Origin of the sequence: Pseudoalteromonas rhizosphaerae (assembly GCF_028885455.1) — a bacterium.
GTDB lineage: Bacteria > Pseudomonadota > Gammaproteobacteria > Enterobacterales > Alteromonadaceae > Pseudoalteromonas > Pseudoalteromonas rhizosphaerae.
In genome coordinates, this window is the sequence record NZ_CP118496.1 from 1,831,274 (window position 1) to 1,849,450 (window position 18,177).

Sequence of the window (18,177 nt, forward strand, 5' to 3'; positions counted from 1 at the left end):
CTAATTCTAAGGACTGAATAATTACCGCGTTAGTGCAACTTTAAGCTGGCTATGTTAAATCAAGGATGATAAAATGAGAAAAAAAAGATTTTATAAATCAGGTTGATAGCCTTTACTCCTTGGCTTGGTCTCTAACCTGTAACATCTCCTCTTTACTTGATCAAACAGGTATTCCTGCACATCGTGTTTTTTCTGAATCTGTTATAGATCAGTTTTTCTTCTTTTTGAATAATCCTCCAAAGAACGATGGAAATATTATTTTAATTAATGAAAATATATCTAGTTATATTCAAGAGTTAATAGTTTTAAATTCTAAATTAATATCTTCAATCGATCATGTTGTCATCAAGTCTCTAGCTGTTGAAAATCAAGAAAATAAAAGTTCAGGTTTTTTTTCTAGAATTTTAAATGACAATCGCTGGTCAGATTGTGCGTCAGTGCGTTTTAACAGGGTTATTTGCCCTGTTTATGAAGAGATCCTTTGTAAAAACTGAATAATCAATTTTAAAATATCTAATGAGGTATTAAATGCGTTTTGCAATAAATAAAGTAATCTTAGCTGTGCTGTTAATGTCACTCACTGCGTGCATGAGCACTAATGTAGAGTTAGACATTACAGCAACAGATAATTTAAATTTAAATCAATTTGATGAAGCACTTCCAGTGGTTCTCAGAGTGTATCAATTGTCTGATATTCAGAGCTTTAAAACAGCGACGTTTGAAGAACTTTGGAAGTCAGATAAATCAGTATTAGCAAATTCATTGATCACGTTAGAAGAACGCACTATTAATCCTGCCGAAAAAACAACGATCGCTTTTGAACAAGCTGAAAATGCTCGTTTTGTGGCAATTGTTGCGTTATTCAGAGATCGCCAAGGAGACAAATGGAAAACGTATTATCAACTAGGTGATGGTCCGGTTAAATTATCGACTGCATTAGATGTGCTGATCACAAATAATGAAGTGCAGTTGCCTGACGTGGATGAGGCACAGTAATGAGTACTAAAGCCCCCGTAAAACCCGTCTGGGCTGAAGGTGTATTATTAGCACAACACCATTTTCAGTTATTTGATGAGTATCATGAGCAAAATCAAATTGTAAGACAGCGACTTATTTCTCCATTGGTGTTTGGTATCCAGCATCTTGCAATTGATGAGTCAGCGTTATCACGTGGGCTATTAAAAATTACTAGCTTCAAATTGTTACTTGAAAATGGTCGATTACTTGATTTTGATCGCCAACAACATGACGAATTAAAGCTGGAATTAGATCCTAACCTAGATGAAGTGATTATTTACATCGCGATTGCTGCCAATAAAATCGTTAGTAATATTGAAGGTTATGCAACAACCGGTCAGCTCAGTGCCTATCATGCAGACTATATTGAGTTAAATGATGATCATGATGCTGCACGTAATCGTGAAGTGCTGATAGCGCACCCTAAATTTATATTACTAACAGATAGTGATGTAAAAACTTATTTTGATACTTTAGCGTGTTTGAAAATAGTCCGCGCAGAAGACGGCTCTTTTGTTGTTAATAAACACTTTGTACCACCACTGTTAAATATCAGTGCTTCGGTATATTTAACTGAGCTATTAAATCGCACCGCAAATTTAGTGAATGCGAAAGTCAATGTGTTGCTTAGTCGCAGGAAAAACTTTGGTTCAGTGACTGACTTTGGTCCAAACGAGATGAATAGCTTTTTATTACTTAATGCGATGGCACCTTCAGCAAAGCGGTTGGATCATTTAAAAAGTTTGTCATTAGTTCATCCAGAGCGTTTGTACTGTGAATTGGTTGATTTGATCAGCTCTGTATCGATGTTTGAACACAGTGATTTAGTAAACCAAGTCCCTCCTTATCAGCATAAACAACTCAGCCATGTATTTGGTAAGTTAGATGAGTTGCTAACTAAGCTACTTGAAGGTGTTGTGCCTAAGAAAATGGCTGGCCTTAAACTTGAAAAAATTTCCAATGCTATTCATCAGGTTGCGACTATTGACTCAGCAATTTTTGAGCATAACGACTTTTATCTAGCGGTTTATTTTGAAGCTGAGGATACCAAGTGGATTGAAACATTTAGCGACCAAGTTAAAGTTGGCGCAACTGAAAAACTCGATATTATGATTTCATCAGCCCTTGCAGGTGTTCAGCTAACTCACTGCCAACGGCCGCCAAATAAATTAGCAATAAAGAGTGGATATGAATATTTCCGTCTTGAATCACATGGTTACATTTGGCAGCAAATAATCGAAGAGCAGTCGTTAAGTTTATTTATTCCATTTGGTTTGCAAGCTGCGCAAATCGAAATAGTTACTGTCGCACGCAATTAAGTTAGGTGAAATGATGCAACAACAATCACAACAACAAGATTTAATCGCCTGTATATCACCGGTTATAAATGCGTTATCGCCATTAAAGCTCAAGCAATCAACCGATCTTGAGCTGAACGATTTTCGTGATCAGTTATTAAATAGTTTTGATGAGTTTGAGCGTAATTGTTATGCCCAACAAGTGACGACTAGTGTGATGCAAGAAGTAAAATTTGCTCTTACTGCAATGTGCGATGAGTTTGTAATGAGCTCCGGAGCGCATTTTCGTATGGACTGGATGTCACGACCGCTGCAGTTAGAGTTTTTTGGCAATAACCGTGCAGGTGAAGAGTTTTTTGAGCGTTTAGCGACTTTGCGTACTGGCGGTGAAAATAAATTTGCGGCGTTAGAAGTGTACTATATTTGTTTGCAATTGGGTTTTGAAGGTATCTATAAAGTTAAAGGAATAGAACAGCTTAAAGCTTTGATAGTTGACATTCGTGCACAAATTGAAGATGTCAAAGGCACGCCTAATGCACTGCTTTCTGATAATGGCGTACCTGCTGAAGGGTTTGCTATGAAAGTCGGTCGTAATGTCCCTTATTGGGTTATTCTGTCGATTTGTTTAGGCTCAATCGCTTCCCTATTTGCAGGCTTTCATTTTGTGATCAACAAGCAGGCTACACAGAGTACGCAAACCATAAGTAATCAGGTGGAAGTACTCACTCAATTGAATAAAACCAACGAGACACGATAAGGCAATACCATGCAAGGAAGAGTAAATAAAAGTGGCCTAGTGCATTTTTTACTGGGCTTAGTGTCATCTCGCGCCACAGGACAGTTGATCGGTCTAATTGCAGTGCTGAGCATTGTTTGGTTTGCTGGGCGCATGGTGGGCTTAGACACGACTGATAAAAAGCTGATTGCTATGGGAGCAGTTACGGCGGTATTCATTTTATTTATTTTTACTCGTTGGTTATGGACTAAGCGTTCTGGCGATAAGTTAGCTTCTGAACTTGCAAATCACAATGCGGGCTCAAGTGCTGAGCTTGATGAAATAAAAGAAAAAATGCAAGAAGCGTTAGGCTCATTAAAAGCATCGCACTTAGGCGCTGGCTATCGTGGTAATACCGCTCTTTATGCACTACCTTGGTATATGATCATTGGTCCATCAGCGACCGGTAAAAGTACTTTATTTGCTAACTCTGGATTACATTTTCCGTATTCAAACTCTAGCGAACTGCATATTCAAGGTTTTGGTGGCACACGTAACTGTGATTGGTGGTTTTCAGATCAAGCGATCTTAATTGACACCGCAGGACGTTACACAACTGAGCAATCAGAAAACAAAGAGTGGTTATCATTTTTAAATTTACTGAAAAAGTACCGCCCAAAATTACCTATCAATGGCGTAATGGTCGCAATTAGTGTAGCTGATGTTTTAACCTCTGACAGTGAAGAAATTCGCCAGCATGTAAAGTTAGTCCGTGAACGTATTGAAGAGTTGATCACGCAACTAGGTGTTATTTTCCCTGTTTATATCACTTTCACAAAAACCGATTTAATTAGTGGCTTTGAACCTTTTTTTAATGACTTATCTGAAAAAGAGCGCGAGCAAGTGTGGGGCGCATATTTACTTGATATTAGTGAAGATCAAAAAACCGATCCGGCTGAAATGTTCGAGCTCAGAATGGATGAATTATACGAACGTTTGTGCCAGCAACGTTTAAGTAAAGTGGCCCGTGAACGAAATGAGCATCGTAAACAGTTGATCCTTGATTTTCCTAATCAGTTTAAATCGGCCTCAACAAAACTAACCGAATTTGTAAACTTGCTATTTAAAGCGAATCCGTACCAAGAAGTTCCTTGGTTTGCAGGCGTGTATTTTACCTCAGGTACACAAGAGGGCACACCAATTGAGCGAATCACCAACGGTGTACGCGATCAATTTGGCGCGGTTGTGGTTGAACAAAAACAAGAAACAATCACCCAAAGCTATTTTATTAATCGCGTTTTTAATGATGTTGTTTTTAAACTACAAGATTTAACTCGGGGTAATCGTAAAAAGCGCCTAGTTGGGCGTTGGTTAAAAGGTTTAACTGTAACCACGGGGCTTGCCTCAATAGCGGCGATTACAGCGTTATTGATTACCTCATACACCAGTAATCAGTTATTGCTTAACCAAGGCGAAGCACGCGTGAAAGCGGTGGTTGAAGTTAATGTAAATAAGGCGAAGGCGGATCAAAAGCTAGCTGCAACACTTGCATTATTTGAGCATTATCAGGAGCTTGTAAGTTATGAAAAAAGCTTACCTTGGTATTTTATTTTTGGTATTTACGAAGGTGACGAAACAACTCAAAGTGTCGCGAATGTATTATTTAACCAGTTAAACCAATTGATCACACTTCCTGCTGAAAAACAGGTGTTAGCACAATTAAAACAGTATGAAAGTCGTTGGAACTCTGATGAGCCGGAGTCACGCGTAGGTATTCGACAACCTTATTACGAAGCACTTAAATTACATTTAATGCTAAGCACACACCCCGAACATAAAAATGATGAATTTGCTAAACAGCAGCTACTTAGTTTTATTAGTAATCACTTTAATATTGATTTAACAGCGCAACAAGATACACCCATTTATAGTCAATTAACTGCGTTGTTAGATGTGTACTTAGCTAATTTAGGTACTGATCTAGAGCATCCTGGGAATATTAATTTTTGGCAAGCAAATGAAACCGCAATTTATACTGCGCGCGAAAGTTTAAATACTCAACCTGAGGCTGAGCCTCTGTATAAGCAAGTGATAACAAGCTTTGCTGAGCGCAAAAAAGCATTACAGCTTAATCAGTTTATGTCGGCTAATAACCGTGATGTATTAAAAAGTAGCTATGCAATTCCTTATGTATATACCAATGCTGGTTGGCAAGAATATGTCTATCCTGAAATTAAACGTATTTCACGGTTAGTGTTCTCAGGCGATTGGGTTATGGGCACCAGTAATGACGAAGGGCAAAATGCTGTAGATGAAGCACAAGCTGAGTCCTTAGCCAAAGCAATGCGTGCTTATTACTTTAAGGATTACGGTAATACTTGGTTCGAATTCTTAAATAGTATTCAAGTCCCAGCGTTTAGAGACTTAAACGATGCAAGTATTGATTTTGCTCGCCTTTCATCAAACGATGGCCCATTGATAGATTTAATGATGCTGGTGAACAATAACATAATGGTTGCTGACGAACCTTCAGCCGTTACCGCGAATAATGACAAAATTGCGACCTTAGTTGCCGGTGCTGCCGACGTTGCGCAGAAAAAAGCAGCAAAAGGAAAGCTAGCTAAACAAGCTATTAACAGCCCTGATTTTTCACAAATGAGTACGGTTAGAGCGCCAGAGCTGGAATCTCGCTTTGCTGATTTACGCCGTTTTACACAAAACGATGATAATAAGCGCAGTTCTGATTACATGGGCCAGTACATTAGTTCATTAAGCAGCATCCACTCAGACATAAAAGCGATGGCGGCGAGTAATGAAGATGATGGCCAAGCTATGATTTTTGTCCAAGATTTACTCTCAGGTAATAATCAAACCAATGCTTTGCAGTCTTCATGGATCATCATTGAAAGCCAAACACGTGCTTTAGACCCACAAACAAAAGAAACGTTGGATACTCTTTTCAAAGCGCCTTTACAAGCGGGTATAGCCACAATTATGGCCAAAGCACGAAGCCAGTTAAATGAAGAGTGGGAAAACCAAGTTTATACAATGTACAGCAACAGCATCGCAGGAAAGTACCCATTTAACCTAAATGGACCTGATGCCGCGATTGCTGATGTATCGGAGTTTTTAAACACTGAGTCGGGCATATTATGGAACTTTACTAACACTCAACTGAAACCTTTTATGAAAGTACGTCGTGGCGTATGGGAAGAAAAACAGTGGAATGGTGTTGGTATTGGCTTTAGTAAAGAATTACTCGATGGTTTAACAAAAGCAAATAAAGTAACACGTTCACTATTTACTAGTGGCGCAGATTCTGCGGGCTTTAATTTTCAGATGATGCCAGTACCACAAAGAGGCATTCGTGAAACTTATTTAGGCTTTTCAGAGCAAGGTTATCGCTATCGTAATGAGCCGGAGGAGTGGCGTAACTTTTCTTGGCCTGGTCGTGGTGCTGCAGAAAAAGCGATTCTTTATGGTTTAGATAATAAAGGCAATCGAATTTCGATTGAGCAAGATGGTCCGTGGGCGCTACTTAAAGTGCTTAATAATGCTAATGTAAAATGGATAAAAGGCACTGAGTTCTTAGCTACATGGGAACTAACCGATAAGTCAGAACAGCAATTAACAGTACAGTTTTCCTTAAAATCAGGGCGTAATAGCGGTATTTTCTCAAAATATATGCTGACTTCGTTTGCTTTACCGAACTCGTTGTTTTCGAAATCGCCGCAATATGCGCAGTCGAATAATAATTCGGTACAGTAGGGGCGGATATGTTTAATTTATTTTCTAAAAAGAAATCGCCGTTACTAGTAAAACAGTTTTCTTACGGTTATATGGGGAAAACACCAGTACGACCTGATTTTGTGAAGTTAAATATTTCATCGCGTGAATCAGTGGCATTTGATCATTGGTTACAAGAAGGATTTGCTCACCTTAATCGTGGTCGAAAGGCGAATAATGTTGCTGTACTTAATGGTGTTAAATCGTTGTTTTTTGTATCTGGGAACAGTGAAGACAGTAGTTTGCTTGGTATTTTACAACCAAGTAAAGATAGTAGTGGCCGTTTTTACCCTTTTAGCTCTTTTATACATAGCGGATTAGACACTTATAAACGCCATCCAGCATTTTTGTTTTTATATGCTAGTCATTTGATTGAGCACTTAATTGGTGTGAATGATCGCATTAAAGAAGCGCCATCAATTGATGCGATGGCGGAACAAGCTCATGCTTATAACAAGGTTGCTGATGCGTTGAAGCAGCAACCAAATTTAAATCAAGAGCTAGATAAACTGCGCATGATACCGATGAGTGTGTTGTGGCAGCATCTCCAGATGAATGATGTGCATAAGCGTGCTGTATTAATTGAAGAACTATCTGCAGTATTGAAGTCGATTGCAAATAGAGGCTGTCTACGCAGTCAATTTGGTATTCGTTTACCAATGCCACAGTTTAGTCATGAGAGCGCCTTGGTCGCTGGGTTTTGGCTGCATTTAATAGCATCTGTGGTTGCTGATCACAACTGGCAACCGTGGTTCTTTTATCAACTAGGGTGTGAAGATCATGCGCCTAGTTTAACGGTGTTTTGTCGTCCTGTATCGGCATCCTATTTTAGCTCGATTTGGTTAAATGAAGACAAATCAACACAAATTATTGATTTGACGAATTTACCACTGAGCAAAGTGCCAAGTGACTACAGTATTAATTTTGCCGATATGGATAACGTAAGTGTATACGATGCACTAAGACGATGGTGTAAAGCATGAGTTTAAAGCAACCACATACTCACAATAGCTGGCAACTATGGCTGGATGAACTTGCTGCACCATTGCAAGGTTTGCCGTGTGGCGAAGATTTAAAATACGAAGAAACATTTAAAAGTCTCAAAGCATCTTCATCGGGTGTTGGTGAGGTTGATTTTAAAGTGATGTTTATTCAAGCAACTGACTTATTACAGAATAAGAGTAAAGATTTACGTATTGTTAGTTACTTATGCTTAGCTGCAACCAGTGAGTTTGGGGTGCAGGGGTTAATTAGTTCAATCAAATTGTTTAATAAGATATTGGCTGATTTTAGCAACGACGTACACCCACTTAAAGAGCGCATGCGCAGTGCTGTAAATACCTGGTTTTTACAGCAACAAGAACGTCTAAAAGGGATTTCGCAAAGTCATTCGGCAACCGCAGAACAATGGGCCGAACTAGATGCGGTATTAACCGATTACAACCAACACTCAGTACCATTATTAGATAGTGAATCAGGTCCTTTATCTACTTTAAACGAGTGGACTGACGAGCAAATGAAACGCAACCCAGTTGCAAAGGCAGTCGAGCCGTCAGTTGTTAGTAAAGACGATACTGAACAAGCACCAAGCGACGGTACACCGGCAATACATTCAACATCATCAGTGCACAGCTCTGTAAGTCAAGTTGCAAGTATTACGGTTGGTGATCTCAGCAGTGACACGGCTTATTTATCAGCTATTCGTGAATTACTGAATTTTGATAAAGAACAAAATAACATCGAGCGGGTGATTAAATTATCACGTGCTGCACGTTGGTCTGGGTTGAAAATACCGGCTAATGAAAATGGTAAAACACGCTTACCAGCACCAAGAGCTGCGGCTTTTGCACCGATTGAAAATGCACTTGCCAGTGAACAACCAGAGCAGGCACTCATGCTTGCAGAAGGCTTATTTATGGAAGGTGCGATGCAATTTAATCTCAACTTACAAATGTTGGTATTAAGTGCGTTAAAACAATTAAATAAAGGCAAGCTAAGTCACTGGCTTGAGCAGCAATTGATTAATTTAACTAGTCAGTTTCCGCTTTTAACTCATTTACAGTACGACGATGGCACAGGGTTATGCAGCCCAGCCAATAAAGAAACGTTACTTGAAATTAGCAATGCACAAACGCCAGCAAGCAATAATTCGCAAGGCAATATTTTTGATGAACATTATAGCTTATTGGCTGATGAAGTAGTGCAAGGACAACTCAGTGCTGCGCTTAGCAAGGTTGAGCAATTAAGTACCCCTACCGGGTTTGACCAATCACAAAGCCAATTATTAAAAGCCAAGTTGTTACTTAAAGCGGAGCATTATGAACACGCTTTGGCAATTTTAACCGAATTACTTGAGCAAATTGAAACTTTTCAATTAGCGAAGTGGCAACAACATTTTTGCATGGAAGTATGGCGTTTTGCCAAGCAATGTTACGCCAATCTGTCGTTGGCAGAAAGTGATGAAATGAGTTTAGCTGCTAAGCAAATTAGTCAGCGAATGATGGTAACCAATCCGGCTCAAGCAATAGCTTGGATTTAGTTACAAGAGCCTGACTAATGGGTCGAGGTTAATTGGAATTGATACAAACTGCAAAGGAAGAAACATGACAGATACATTTCAAAAAGAGATCCCAAGAGCTCGGATCAATATCTCTTTAGAGCTTGATACGGATGGCGCATCGCAAAAAAGCGAATTGCCACTAAAAATGCTGGTAATTGGTGATTACTCTAATGGTTTAAATACCCAAGACCTTGCTGAGCGTGAACGCGTAACAATCAATAAAAATAATATTGAGCAAGTGTTAAAAGATATGGCACCAAAGGCAAACTTTCAAGTTGCTAATAAGATCAAAGGCGATGGCGAGATCAACGTGAATTTACAGTTTGATTCGTTTAAATCGTTTGATCCAGAATCAGTTGCTTCACAGGTACCTGAGTTAAATAAAATGATGGCAATGCGTAACTTACTGCGTGACTTGAAATCGAATCTTTTGGATAACTCATCATTACGTAAAGAACTAGAGCGGGTATTACAAAACCAGCCAGAACTTGATGAGTTAAAAGCTAAGCTGGATGAAATTGCCCCGCTTGCTTCTGAAGACGAAAAACACCCAGTTACTGAATAAGGACGTTACCATGTCAATGCAAGAACAATTAAACGTTGCAGCTCATTCAATTGAGCAAGCTCCGGTATCAACCTACGAAAGCCTTTGTAACTTGGTCGATATTGCCCCAGTTGCAGATGAGATCAAATTAGACACTTTTCGTGATGCCAGCAACCTTGCTGAAACCCGTGCGAATGAGCGTTTAACAGCGGCAATCAATGTATTTTTAGATATGGCTGGCAGCAGCGGCCAAGAAGTTACGCGTATCGATAAGTTGTTGTTAGATGACTATATTGCGAAAGTTGATACGATTATCTCACAGCAGTTAGACCAGATTTTACATAATCCAAACTTCCAAAAAATGGAATCAGCTTGGCGTTCATTGCGTTATTTAATTAATCGCACGCCAAACAATGCCAACATCAAAATCGAAATGCTCGACGTTGATAAAGAAACCCTGCGTGATGACTTTGAAGAAGCACCTGATACCACGCAATCAGCATTGTACAAGCATGTTTATACCTCAGATTACGACACCCCAGGTGGCGAACCGGTATCGACTATGGTATCGAACTTTGAGTTTGATTGTTCAGCGCCAGATGTTTCATTACTACAAGAAATTTCACGCGTATCAGCTGCGGCGCACTGCCCATTTATGGGCAGCGTAGGACCTAAGTTTTTCTTGAAAGACTCACTTGATGAAGTATCTAAAATTCAAGATATTGGTTCGTACATGGAGCGTGCTGAATTTTTACGTTGGAAAAACTTCCGTGAATCAGAAGATTCACGCTATATCGGCCTAGCGTTCCCACGTTTCTTATTGCGCTTACCGTATGGTGAAACTAATCCACTGCGTAACTTTAACTACCAAGAAGATGTAAACAGTGAACACCATGAGCGCTATTTATGGGGTAACGCAACGTTTGCTTTTGCCGCCAATATTATTCGCAGTTTCCATGATAATGGTTGGGCAGTTAACATTCGTGGCCCACAGTCGGGCGGTAAAGTTGAGAATTTACCACTTCATTCATTCGAAGCAGGTAAAGGCTCAGAAACTAAGATCCCAACAGAAGTATTGATCTCAGAGACTAAAGAGCTTGAATTTGCTAACCAAGGGTTTATTCCACTTAGTTATTATAAAAATTCAGACTTTGCGTGTTTCTTCTCAGCTAATAGTGCGCAAAAGCCACAAGTGCTTGAAACGCCAGAAGCAACCTCAAACGCACGTATTAACTCGCGTTTACCGTATATCTTCTTAGTATCGCGCATTGCGCATTACTTAAAAGTGTTGCAGCGTGAAAACATAGGTTCGAGTAAACCTCGCCATGAATTAGAGCAGCAGCTTAACGATTGGTTAGGTGCGTTAGTTACTAAAATGAATAACCCTGATGAGTCGTTAATTGCAACGCATCCATTAAAAGATGCCAAAGTGACTGTTGCTGAAATTCCGGGTAACCCAGGTTATTACCGTGTTAGTACGTACATAGTGCCACATTTCCAAGTGGAAGGTATTGATGTGCGCTTAGCACTAGTAGGGCAGATGCCTGGCGAAAAATGAACTGCCAAGCCGCCGATGAAACGCATTTAACGCAGGCTTTTAAAGTGTAAATACGTCAATTTGGTGAGTAGCTGGTTGGTGTAAAAATGTAGATGGAAAAGATTGTCCCAAGTTGGTTGCATCCAACTTGGGACATGTTCCCCAGTGGCATGAAGCAGAGGGCTTTTTGGGGGGCATAAACATGGTTGTTTATGCCAATGCCAACTAACAGGAAACACTTCATTCTAAAAGGAGAATAATGAAATGGCAATTCCAGCGTATATGTGGTTAAAGGATGACCAAGGTAATGACATCAAAGGTTCTGTAACTGTTGCAGAGCGTGAAGGTTCAATCGAGATCCTACACTTTGATCATGAACTTCGCATTCCTACAGATAACGACACGGGTGAACTTACAGGTACACGTAAGCATGAACCGTTTGTAATTACTAAAGCGGTAGATGCAGCTACACCGTATCTGTATAAAGCGTGCTCGAACGGTCAAACACTTAAGCAACTTGAGCTTAAATGGTACCGTATCGATGACACAGGGACTGAGCGTGAGTATTTCTGCCACAAGTTGGAAGATGTAAAAATTACGTCAATCTCACCAACAATGCACAACGTAAAAGACTTAGACAAGGAGCGTTATCCGCACCTTGAAACAGTATGTTTACGTTATAAGCGCATTACTTGGACATACCTTGATGGCAACATCGAGTTCTCTGACTCTTGGACTGAAGGTCGATAAGTCGGAATTTTTAAAGGATATGCGCAAGCATATCCTTTTATCAGAGGTAAGTTCATGGCGTTATTCGATTTTTTAACTCAACCTGTCATTCGTAATGGACATCAAGGTTTTCAGACTGATGAGCAAAATAGTGTCTGTAACCATCTTAATGAGCTGCTTAATGCTCGCCGTGGGGTGTTAAAGCATTTGGCTGATTATGGTTTGCCCGATGTTGAAGATATTTACGAAGGTTTGCCTTATTCGCAACATACTTTGGCGTTTGAGGTTAAAAAATTGATTGAGAAATATGAGCCAAGAGTGCGTTATGCCAATGTTATTCCAATGGAAATACGTGAAGAAAATTGCGTGATCCGACTGGATATTCAAGCATTTCTAACCAGTGGCCAATGTATTAAGTTAAACACGCGGTTTGAATCAGGCGGTAAGGCTGATGTAATGCAGCACGCTAAAAATGGTGACTAATATTTCAATGAAAAGGATATTTTAATGCAGCAATATTTTGATGCTCAAATGCGTTTATTAACGCAGGCCGGTAAACAGTTTGCACAACATTATCCTGAGCATGCGGGCATGTTAAATATTGATGCCTTAAAAGATCGCGACCCGCATATCGAGCGTTTACTCGAAGGTATGGCGTATTTAACTGCGCACACACAAAAACGCTTAGATGAATCAGTACCAGAAGTGTCAGAGCAAGTGCTGCGTCAATTATGTCCTATTCTGCTTAGTTATTACCCTTCAAGTACGGTAGTTAAATTTAGCCCTAAGCTGGCAATGCAAAAGACCCACATGATTGAAAAGGGTCTCACATTAAAAGCAGATACCGCTGTTGTTGATCATAAAAATATTACTTTTACCACCACGCATAATCTAACAGTAGCACCATTCGATGTTGAGCATGTGCGCTACCAAGAATCACATTTAGGTGCAGAGCTGCGCATTGGTTTACGTTTTGTATGCCAAGGTGAGCGTAAAAATTATGACTTATCAAACTTGCAGTTTTATTTACGCGGCGATACCCCGTTATGTAGCTCTTTATTTAAGCTGCTGCAAACGGCAGAGAAACATGCTGAACTTGATTTTGGCCCTGCGCATTTTGAGCATAATAAAAAGCTTAAAGTAAAAGGTTGCAGTGCCAGTTATTTAAATATTGATGGAGCTCTTTTACCGAGTGCTGAGCAAAGCCATCCAGGCTATGCATTATTACTAGATTACTTTAATGCCAAAGATCGTTTTTACTTTTTAACTTTTACAGGTTTGCAAGACGTTGAGTTTGCAGATCATATAGACCGCTTTGAAATAGTTTTTCGTGGCTCAAGTAAATTACCACCCGGACACCAATTATCCCGTGAAAACCTACTGATAAACTGCGTGCCTGCAATTAATTTATTTTCCCAAGCGGCAGAGCCAATCAGAATCGAACCCAATCGTACCGACTATATGATCACTGCAGATCAAAATCGTACCGATCATATTTTCAGTTACACCGTCGATTCGGTAATGGGGCGCAACTCGCTCAGTGGTAAAACCTATGATTATACACCTCGTTATCAAAGTGTATTTGAAGATGAGAAAAAGCTATTTACCGTATTAACTAAGGATGTGGGTGCAGCTGCGCCAACTCATTACTTACAGTTGCCTTTCAATCTAAATGATGAAAAAGAAACACTATCTGTTGATTTAACTGCTTTTAATGCAGGCTGGCCTCGGCAATTACTGCAAGAAGGTGATTTAAATATTGGCGGGCGCGATATGCCAAGTATTGCCGAGGTTGAGAATGTTATTAGGCCTACTAATTATTTACCGTGCCCAGATCAACCAAAACATTGGCAGCTGATCAGCTTACTTAATGTTAAGTTTTCCCAAATAACCCAAGTAACCGAGCTTAAACGTTTATTAGTGCTATTTGATTGGTCGCAAAAAGCTGAGAATCGCTTGCGTATTGAGAGCATTCAAAAAATAACGGCTACTCCGATCAGCCAAATAAAGCGTGGAATTTTTATTAAAGGCGTAGATGTATTAATTGATATCGATGAAAGTAAGTTTGTGTGCGATGCCGATCTTTATCATTTTTGTAATATGTTGCACCAATTCTTTTTAATGTACGCACCAATTAATGAAAGTGTGCAGACTCGCGTTAATGCTATTCCTAGCTATAAAACCTGGTGTTGGGATATTGAGCCGGGCAAGAGTTATCAATTATGAGTGTGCATGAACCAGCCATAAAGCATCCCGTTTGGGCTAAATTGCCCAAACCGATTGAGCAATTAATTGCTAAGCCTTGGCAGTTTAATTTATTTAAAGCGATGAGCTTAATTGAAAAGCATTGGGCAACGCCTCACGAACTTGACAAAGGCATTAGTGAGCGGGTGATGTTTAAGCCCTATAAAGAGCTTGGCTTTCCAGCAACCGATGTACGTGCGTGTAGCTTAGATAACCAAGGACGCGGGCGACTCAGTTTATCAACGTCATTCTTGGGTTTGTATGGGGTTGATGCGCCAATGCCACATTACCTGTTAGAGCAAGCAGCAAGTGATGACGAAAGTGGTGACAGGGTTCGGCAATTTTTAGATATGTTTAATCATATTTTATATTGCCAACTTTTTCAGGCGTGGAAAAAGTCACAAATCAATGTTGCAGGACGTGGTGCAGATCAATTTGATCATTTAATAGAAGCCATTTTATCTACAAAAACAGATCAAAAAGTACAATGCGGCATTGCTAGCTTAAAACAAACCAGTGCAGCAGGCTTAACTCAATTACTGAAACATACACTTGCAGTGAAAGAGCTGCATGTTGACGATACCCGCGCTAATTGGCAAACAATTGATGCCCCAAGTACATTTGGTGATGACTCGCAAATGGTATTGGGTGGCTCCGTAGTGTTAGGTAGTAAAGTCTTGGTTAGTGGCAGTATTTTAACAATTGCCATCGGCCCTGTAGACAGTGAAACTGCCATTAGTTTGAACCCTTTGCATGAGCAAGGTAAAAAAATGGCGGCGTTATTAAGCACTCACTTACCAAATAATGTGCAGTGGTTATGCCAAATAAAAGTGGCTAACGAAGCTGTAGAGCAACAGGCAATCGGTGTGTCACCGTTAATACTTGGACACAACAGTTATTTAGGTAGTGCTGCGGCAAACACAACCGTACACAGCTATACCCATCTTCAATATCAACATTAGTAAGAAACCAGATTTAAGGACAAAACAATGGATGCAAAAGGCATTAAACAACTTATCGACAAGCTAAATGGCCATACCGCGACCGCGCTTGAGTCTGCTGCAGGGTTTGCTAGCAGTCGTAGTCATTTTGAAGTGCTGCCTGAACACTTACTAATTAAGTTGATGGAAGAGGGCAGTAGTGGCGATTTAGAACAAATATTTCACTTTTTTAATATTAATCAAGATGCGGTATGGCATGAGTTGCTTGACTTTTTAAATCGCCAACCTGCGGGTAACCAAAGTAAGCCGGTGTTTTCTCGTCGTTTATATGAATGGTTAGAACGCGCATGGTTGAGCGCTAATGTGCAGCATAAAAGTGATTGGATCAACGGTGCTGCATTGCTTGATGCACTCACGGAGCTATTACCTTATAGCCCTGTGCTTCAATTACCAGCGTTGCTAGATAAAATTGACTCACGCTTTTTAGCCGAAAACCTCGATAAAATTTGTCAAAACTCAAGCGAGCGTTTAAACCCACAGGCAAAAACAGCTCAGCAAACGCAAAATAATGGCCAAAGTGAAGGTGGCGGCGCGCTTGATGAATATTGTGAAGATTTAACCGAAAAAGCTAAGCAAGGAAAAATTGATCCTGTACTCGGGCGAAACGACGAGATACGCATGATGGTGGATGTGTTATGTCGTCGTCGTAAAAACAACCCGATTTTAGTGGGTGATCCGGGAGTCGGTAAAACCGCCGTAGTAGAAGGTTTTGCACAGCGTATTATTGATGGTCAAGTACCTGATGAATTAAAAGGTGTGCGTTTATTAGTCTTAGACATGGGCTTATTACAAGCTGGCGCAGGTGTTAAAGGCGAGTTTGAGCGCCGTTTAAAAACAGTAATTGACGAAGTTAAAAACTCAACCACGCCGATCATTATGTTTATTGATGAAGCACACACCTTAATTGGTGCGGGTGGTGATGCCGGTATGAGCGATGCGGCTAATTTATTAAAACCCGCTCTTGCCAGAGGTGAATTACGCACAGTGGCAGCAACCACCTGGAGTGAGTATAAAAAGTACTTTGAGCGTGATGCCGCATTAGAGCGTCGTTTTCAACTGATCAAAGTCGATGAGCCAACGGAGCAAGCTGCGCAACTTATGCTAGCGGGTTTAAAAGATAAATATCAGCAACATCATAATATCCAAATTACCGATGATGCCATTGAAGCGGCTGTTGTATTGTCAGCTCGTTATATCACAGGTCGTCAGTTACCAGATAAAGCAATTGACGTACTTGATACAGCAGCAGCTCGCGTCAGAATGTCGTTTGCAACTGATCCAGCTGCAATTGAATCTGAGCGAGAGCATATAAATTATTTACAAACTCGGATTGCCAGTATTGCCAGTGAAAGCGAGCAAGGTTTAGCTGTCGATATGGATAAGTTATTGTACTTACAGCAAGAGTTAAATACTGCACAAGCTAAACTTGCTGCATTAACCAGTGCCCGCGAGTCACAAATTGCTACTTTAAGCCAGATCAACGAATTTAAACAAGCAACCAATGCAAGCGAACAAGACAGTGCTGCACTACTTAGCTTGCGCCAAACTTTAAAAGAGCAAAACAGTCAAGATAATGGCTTATTTAGCGAAGTAGATGCTGATGCAGTGGCACAAATAATTTCTCAGTGGACCGGTGTACCTGTTGGTGCCATGGTTAAAGATCAGATCAGTAACCTCATTAATTTAGAAACGGCAATTGGTCAAGAAGTGATCGGGCAGCAAGCGGGTATGGCAAAAATTGCGCAAGCATTACGTGTCAGCAAAGCGGGGATCAGTAATGAACAAGGACCGTTAGGAGTCTTTTTACTTGCCGGACCCTCCGGTGTTGGTAAAACTGAAACAGCCCGCTGTTTAGCTAAGCAATTGTTTGGTGGCGAGAAGTTCTTAACCACTATCAATATGAGTGAATATCAAGAGTCGCATACAGTATCGCAGCTTAAAGGTTCACCTCCTGGTTATGTAGGTTACGGTGAAGGCGGTGTATTAACTGAAGCGGTAAGACAGCGCCCATACTCAGTAATTTTGCTTGATGAAGTAGAAAAAGCGCATAAAGATGTGCTTAACATGTTTTATCAAGTATTTGAACGCGGCAATATGCGTGATGGTGAAGGCCGTGAAATTGACTTCAAAAACACCGTGATCATCATGACGTCTAACTTAGGTTCAGCAGAGCTAATTGATGCATGCACACCACCAACAGTGATCGATTTGAGTCCAGAGCAAGACGATGATGTAGAACAACCGACTGAGCAGCAGCAAGCCATTAATGACGCACTCAATCCAACGGATGCACCGATTAATGAAGATGGTAGCCCATGGCAAGTGCCGTCAATTGGTGCGTTAAGTGAATTAATTAAGCCACAGTTACTACAATTCTTCGCACCAGCTTTACTTGCACGCATGCAAGTAGTGCCTTATTTAGCGCTTGATCAAGATGCACTGCAAGCAATTGTTAGTTTAAAACTAGAAGCGATTGCTAAGCGTCTTGCTACAAATCATAAAATGCAACTGCGTGTTGATGCAAGTGTATTGAGTAAGTTAACTCAGCAATGCCAGCTTTCAGACAGCGGTGCTCGGATGGTAAATGCAGTGATTGAACGACAAATTTTACCGGGAATTGCTAAATCTATTTTGGAATATATGGCGCAAGAAGATATGCCAGATATTTTAACGTTAACGGTTGATGAGCAAGACGAAATCACCGCAATATTTGCCGATAACGCCTAATTTAATAGATAAAAAAGGA

General features: G+C 40.3%; 14 protein-coding genes. All 14 read left to right on the forward strand.

All coding sequences use genetic code 11. The features are described 5' to 3' along the window. Positions 1-119: 119 nt before the first annotated feature. The 14 genes from PVK79_RS07860 to tssH all read left to right on the forward strand — a co-directional run bounded on the left by PVK79_RS07860 (position 120) and on the right by tssH (position 18,158). The gene (locus PVK79_RS07860) at positions 120-494 is read left to right on the forward strand and encodes a hypothetical protein (RefSeq protein WP_257326850.1); all 375 of its coding nucleotides are present in this window, start codon (positions 120-122) and stop codon (positions 492-494) included. 34 nt (positions 495-528) lie between these two features. Then, entirely contained in the window at positions 529-996 is a 468-nt protein-coding gene (gene tssJ / locus PVK79_RS07865; protein WP_145242499.1) for a type VI secretion system lipoprotein TssJ, read from the forward strand. Continuing rightward, positions 996-2,336, forward strand: a complete 1,341-nt coding sequence (tssK, locus tag PVK79_RS07870; protein WP_145242497.1) for a type VI secretion system baseplate subunit TssK — start codon at positions 996-998, stop codon at positions 2,334-2,336. The genes tssJ and tssK overlap by 1 nt, the downstream gene beginning before the upstream one ends. Positions 2,337-2,346: 10 nt before the next feature. Beyond that, positions 2,347-3,072, forward strand: a complete 726-nt coding sequence (gene icmH / locus PVK79_RS07875) for a type IVB secretion system protein IcmH/DotU (RefSeq protein WP_257326852.1) — start codon at positions 2,347-2,349, stop codon at positions 3,070-3,072. 9 nt (positions 3,073-3,081) lie between these two features. After that, on the forward strand, positions 3,082-6,798 hold the full coding sequence (tssM, locus tag PVK79_RS07880; protein WP_257326853.1) for a type VI secretion system membrane subunit TssM: 3,717 nt from the start codon (positions 3,082-3,084) through the stop codon (positions 6,796-6,798). Positions 6,799-6,806: 8 nt separating this feature from the next. Next, positions 6,807-7,799: a type VI secretion system-associated protein TagF gene (gene tagF, locus PVK79_RS07885; protein ID WP_257326854.1), complete on the forward strand. Its 993-nt coding sequence runs from the start codon at positions 6,807-6,809 to the stop codon at positions 7,797-7,799. Then, the gene (locus tag PVK79_RS07890) at positions 7,796-9,355 is read left to right on the forward strand and encodes a TssA family type VI secretion system protein (RefSeq protein WP_182733902.1); all 1,560 of its coding nucleotides are present in this window, start codon (positions 7,796-7,798) and stop codon (positions 9,353-9,355) included. Before tagF ends, PVK79_RS07890 begins: the two co-directional genes overlap by 4 nt. 64 nt (positions 9,356-9,419) lie before the next feature. Then, entirely contained in the window at positions 9,420-9,941 is a 522-nt protein-coding gene (gene tssB / locus PVK79_RS07895) for a type VI secretion system contractile sheath small subunit (protein WP_145242489.1), read from the forward strand. A gap of 10 nt (positions 9,942-9,951) precedes the next feature. After that, positions 9,952-11,478, forward strand: a complete 1,527-nt coding sequence (gene tssC, locus PVK79_RS07900; protein WP_145242487.1) for a type VI secretion system contractile sheath large subunit — start codon at positions 9,952-9,954, stop codon at positions 11,476-11,478. Positions 11,479-11,721: 243 nt separating this feature from the next. Beyond that, positions 11,722-12,207, forward strand: coding sequence for an Hcp family type VI secretion system effector (locus PVK79_RS07905; RefSeq protein WP_007584479.1), 486 nt, complete (start codon positions 11,722-11,724; stop codon positions 12,205-12,207). A 54-nt stretch (positions 12,208-12,261) separates the two neighbouring features. Next, positions 12,262-12,669 carry a type VI secretion system baseplate subunit TssE gene (gene tssE, locus PVK79_RS07910; protein ID WP_145242485.1) on the forward strand — a complete coding sequence of 136 codons (408 nt, stop codon included), beginning with the start codon at positions 12,262-12,264 and terminating at the stop codon, positions 12,667-12,669. A gap of 24 nt (positions 12,670-12,693) precedes the next feature. Further along, positions 12,694-14,412: a type VI secretion system baseplate subunit TssF gene (tssF, locus tag PVK79_RS07915; RefSeq protein ID WP_145242483.1), complete on the forward strand. Its 1,719-nt coding sequence runs from the start codon at positions 12,694-12,696 to the stop codon at positions 14,410-14,412. After that, positions 14,409-15,392 (forward strand): type VI secretion system baseplate subunit TssG, encoded by a 984-nt coding sequence (gene tssG, locus PVK79_RS07920; RefSeq protein WP_257326856.1) that lies wholly within the window; start codon positions 14,409-14,411, stop codon positions 15,390-15,392. The genes tssF and tssG overlap by 4 nt, the downstream gene beginning before the upstream one ends. Positions 15,393-15,419: 27 nt before the next feature. Then, positions 15,420-18,158, forward strand: coding sequence for a type VI secretion system ATPase TssH (gene tssH, locus PVK79_RS07925; protein ID WP_182777385.1), 2,739 nt, complete (start codon positions 15,420-15,422; stop codon positions 18,156-18,158). Positions 18,159-18,177: the final 19 nt, after the last annotated feature.

Excerpts from the sequence above, each read along its gene's own strand:
- icmH (WP_257326852.1), top strand. The coding sequence starts at position 2,347 with ATGATGCAACAACAATCACAACAACAAGATTTAATCGCCTGTATATCA.
- PVK79_RS07905 (WP_007584479.1), top strand. The coding sequence starts at position 11,722 with ATGGCAATTCCAGCGTATATGTGGTTAAAGGATGACCAAGGTAATGAC.
- tssF (WP_145242483.1), top strand. The coding sequence starts at position 12,694 with ATGCAGCAATATTTTGATGCTCAAATGCGTTTATTAACGCAGGCCGGT.
- tssG (WP_257326856.1), top strand. The coding sequence starts at position 14,409 with ATGAGTGTGCATGAACCAGCCATAAAGCATCCCGTTTGGGCTAAATTG.
- tssM (WP_257326853.1), top strand. The coding sequence starts at position 3,082 with ATGCAAGGAAGAGTAAATAAAAGTGGCCTAGTGCATTTTTTACTGGGC.
- tssH (WP_182777385.1), top strand. The coding sequence starts at position 15,420 with ATGGATGCAAAAGGCATTAAACAACTTATCGACAAGCTAAATGGCCAT.
- tssK (WP_145242497.1), top strand. The coding sequence starts at position 996 with ATGAGTACTAAAGCCCCCGTAAAACCCGTCTGGGCTGAAGGTGTATTA.
- tssE (WP_145242485.1), top strand. The coding sequence starts at position 12,262 with ATGGCGTTATTCGATTTTTTAACTCAACCTGTCATTCGTAATGGACAT.
- tssC (WP_145242487.1), top strand. The coding sequence starts at position 9,952 with ATGTCAATGCAAGAACAATTAAACGTTGCAGCTCATTCAATTGAGCAA.
- tagF (WP_257326854.1), top strand. The coding sequence starts at position 6,807 with ATGTTTAATTTATTTTCTAAAAAGAAATCGCCGTTACTAGTAAAACAG.
- tssB (WP_145242489.1), top strand. The coding sequence starts at position 9,420 with ATGACAGATACATTTCAAAAAGAGATCCCAAGAGCTCGGATCAATATC.
- PVK79_RS07890 (WP_182733902.1), top strand. The coding sequence starts at position 7,796 with ATGAGTTTAAAGCAACCACATACTCACAATAGCTGGCAACTATGGCTG.
- tssJ (WP_145242499.1), top strand. The coding sequence starts at position 529 with ATGCGTTTTGCAATAAATAAAGTAATCTTAGCTGTGCTGTTAATGTCA.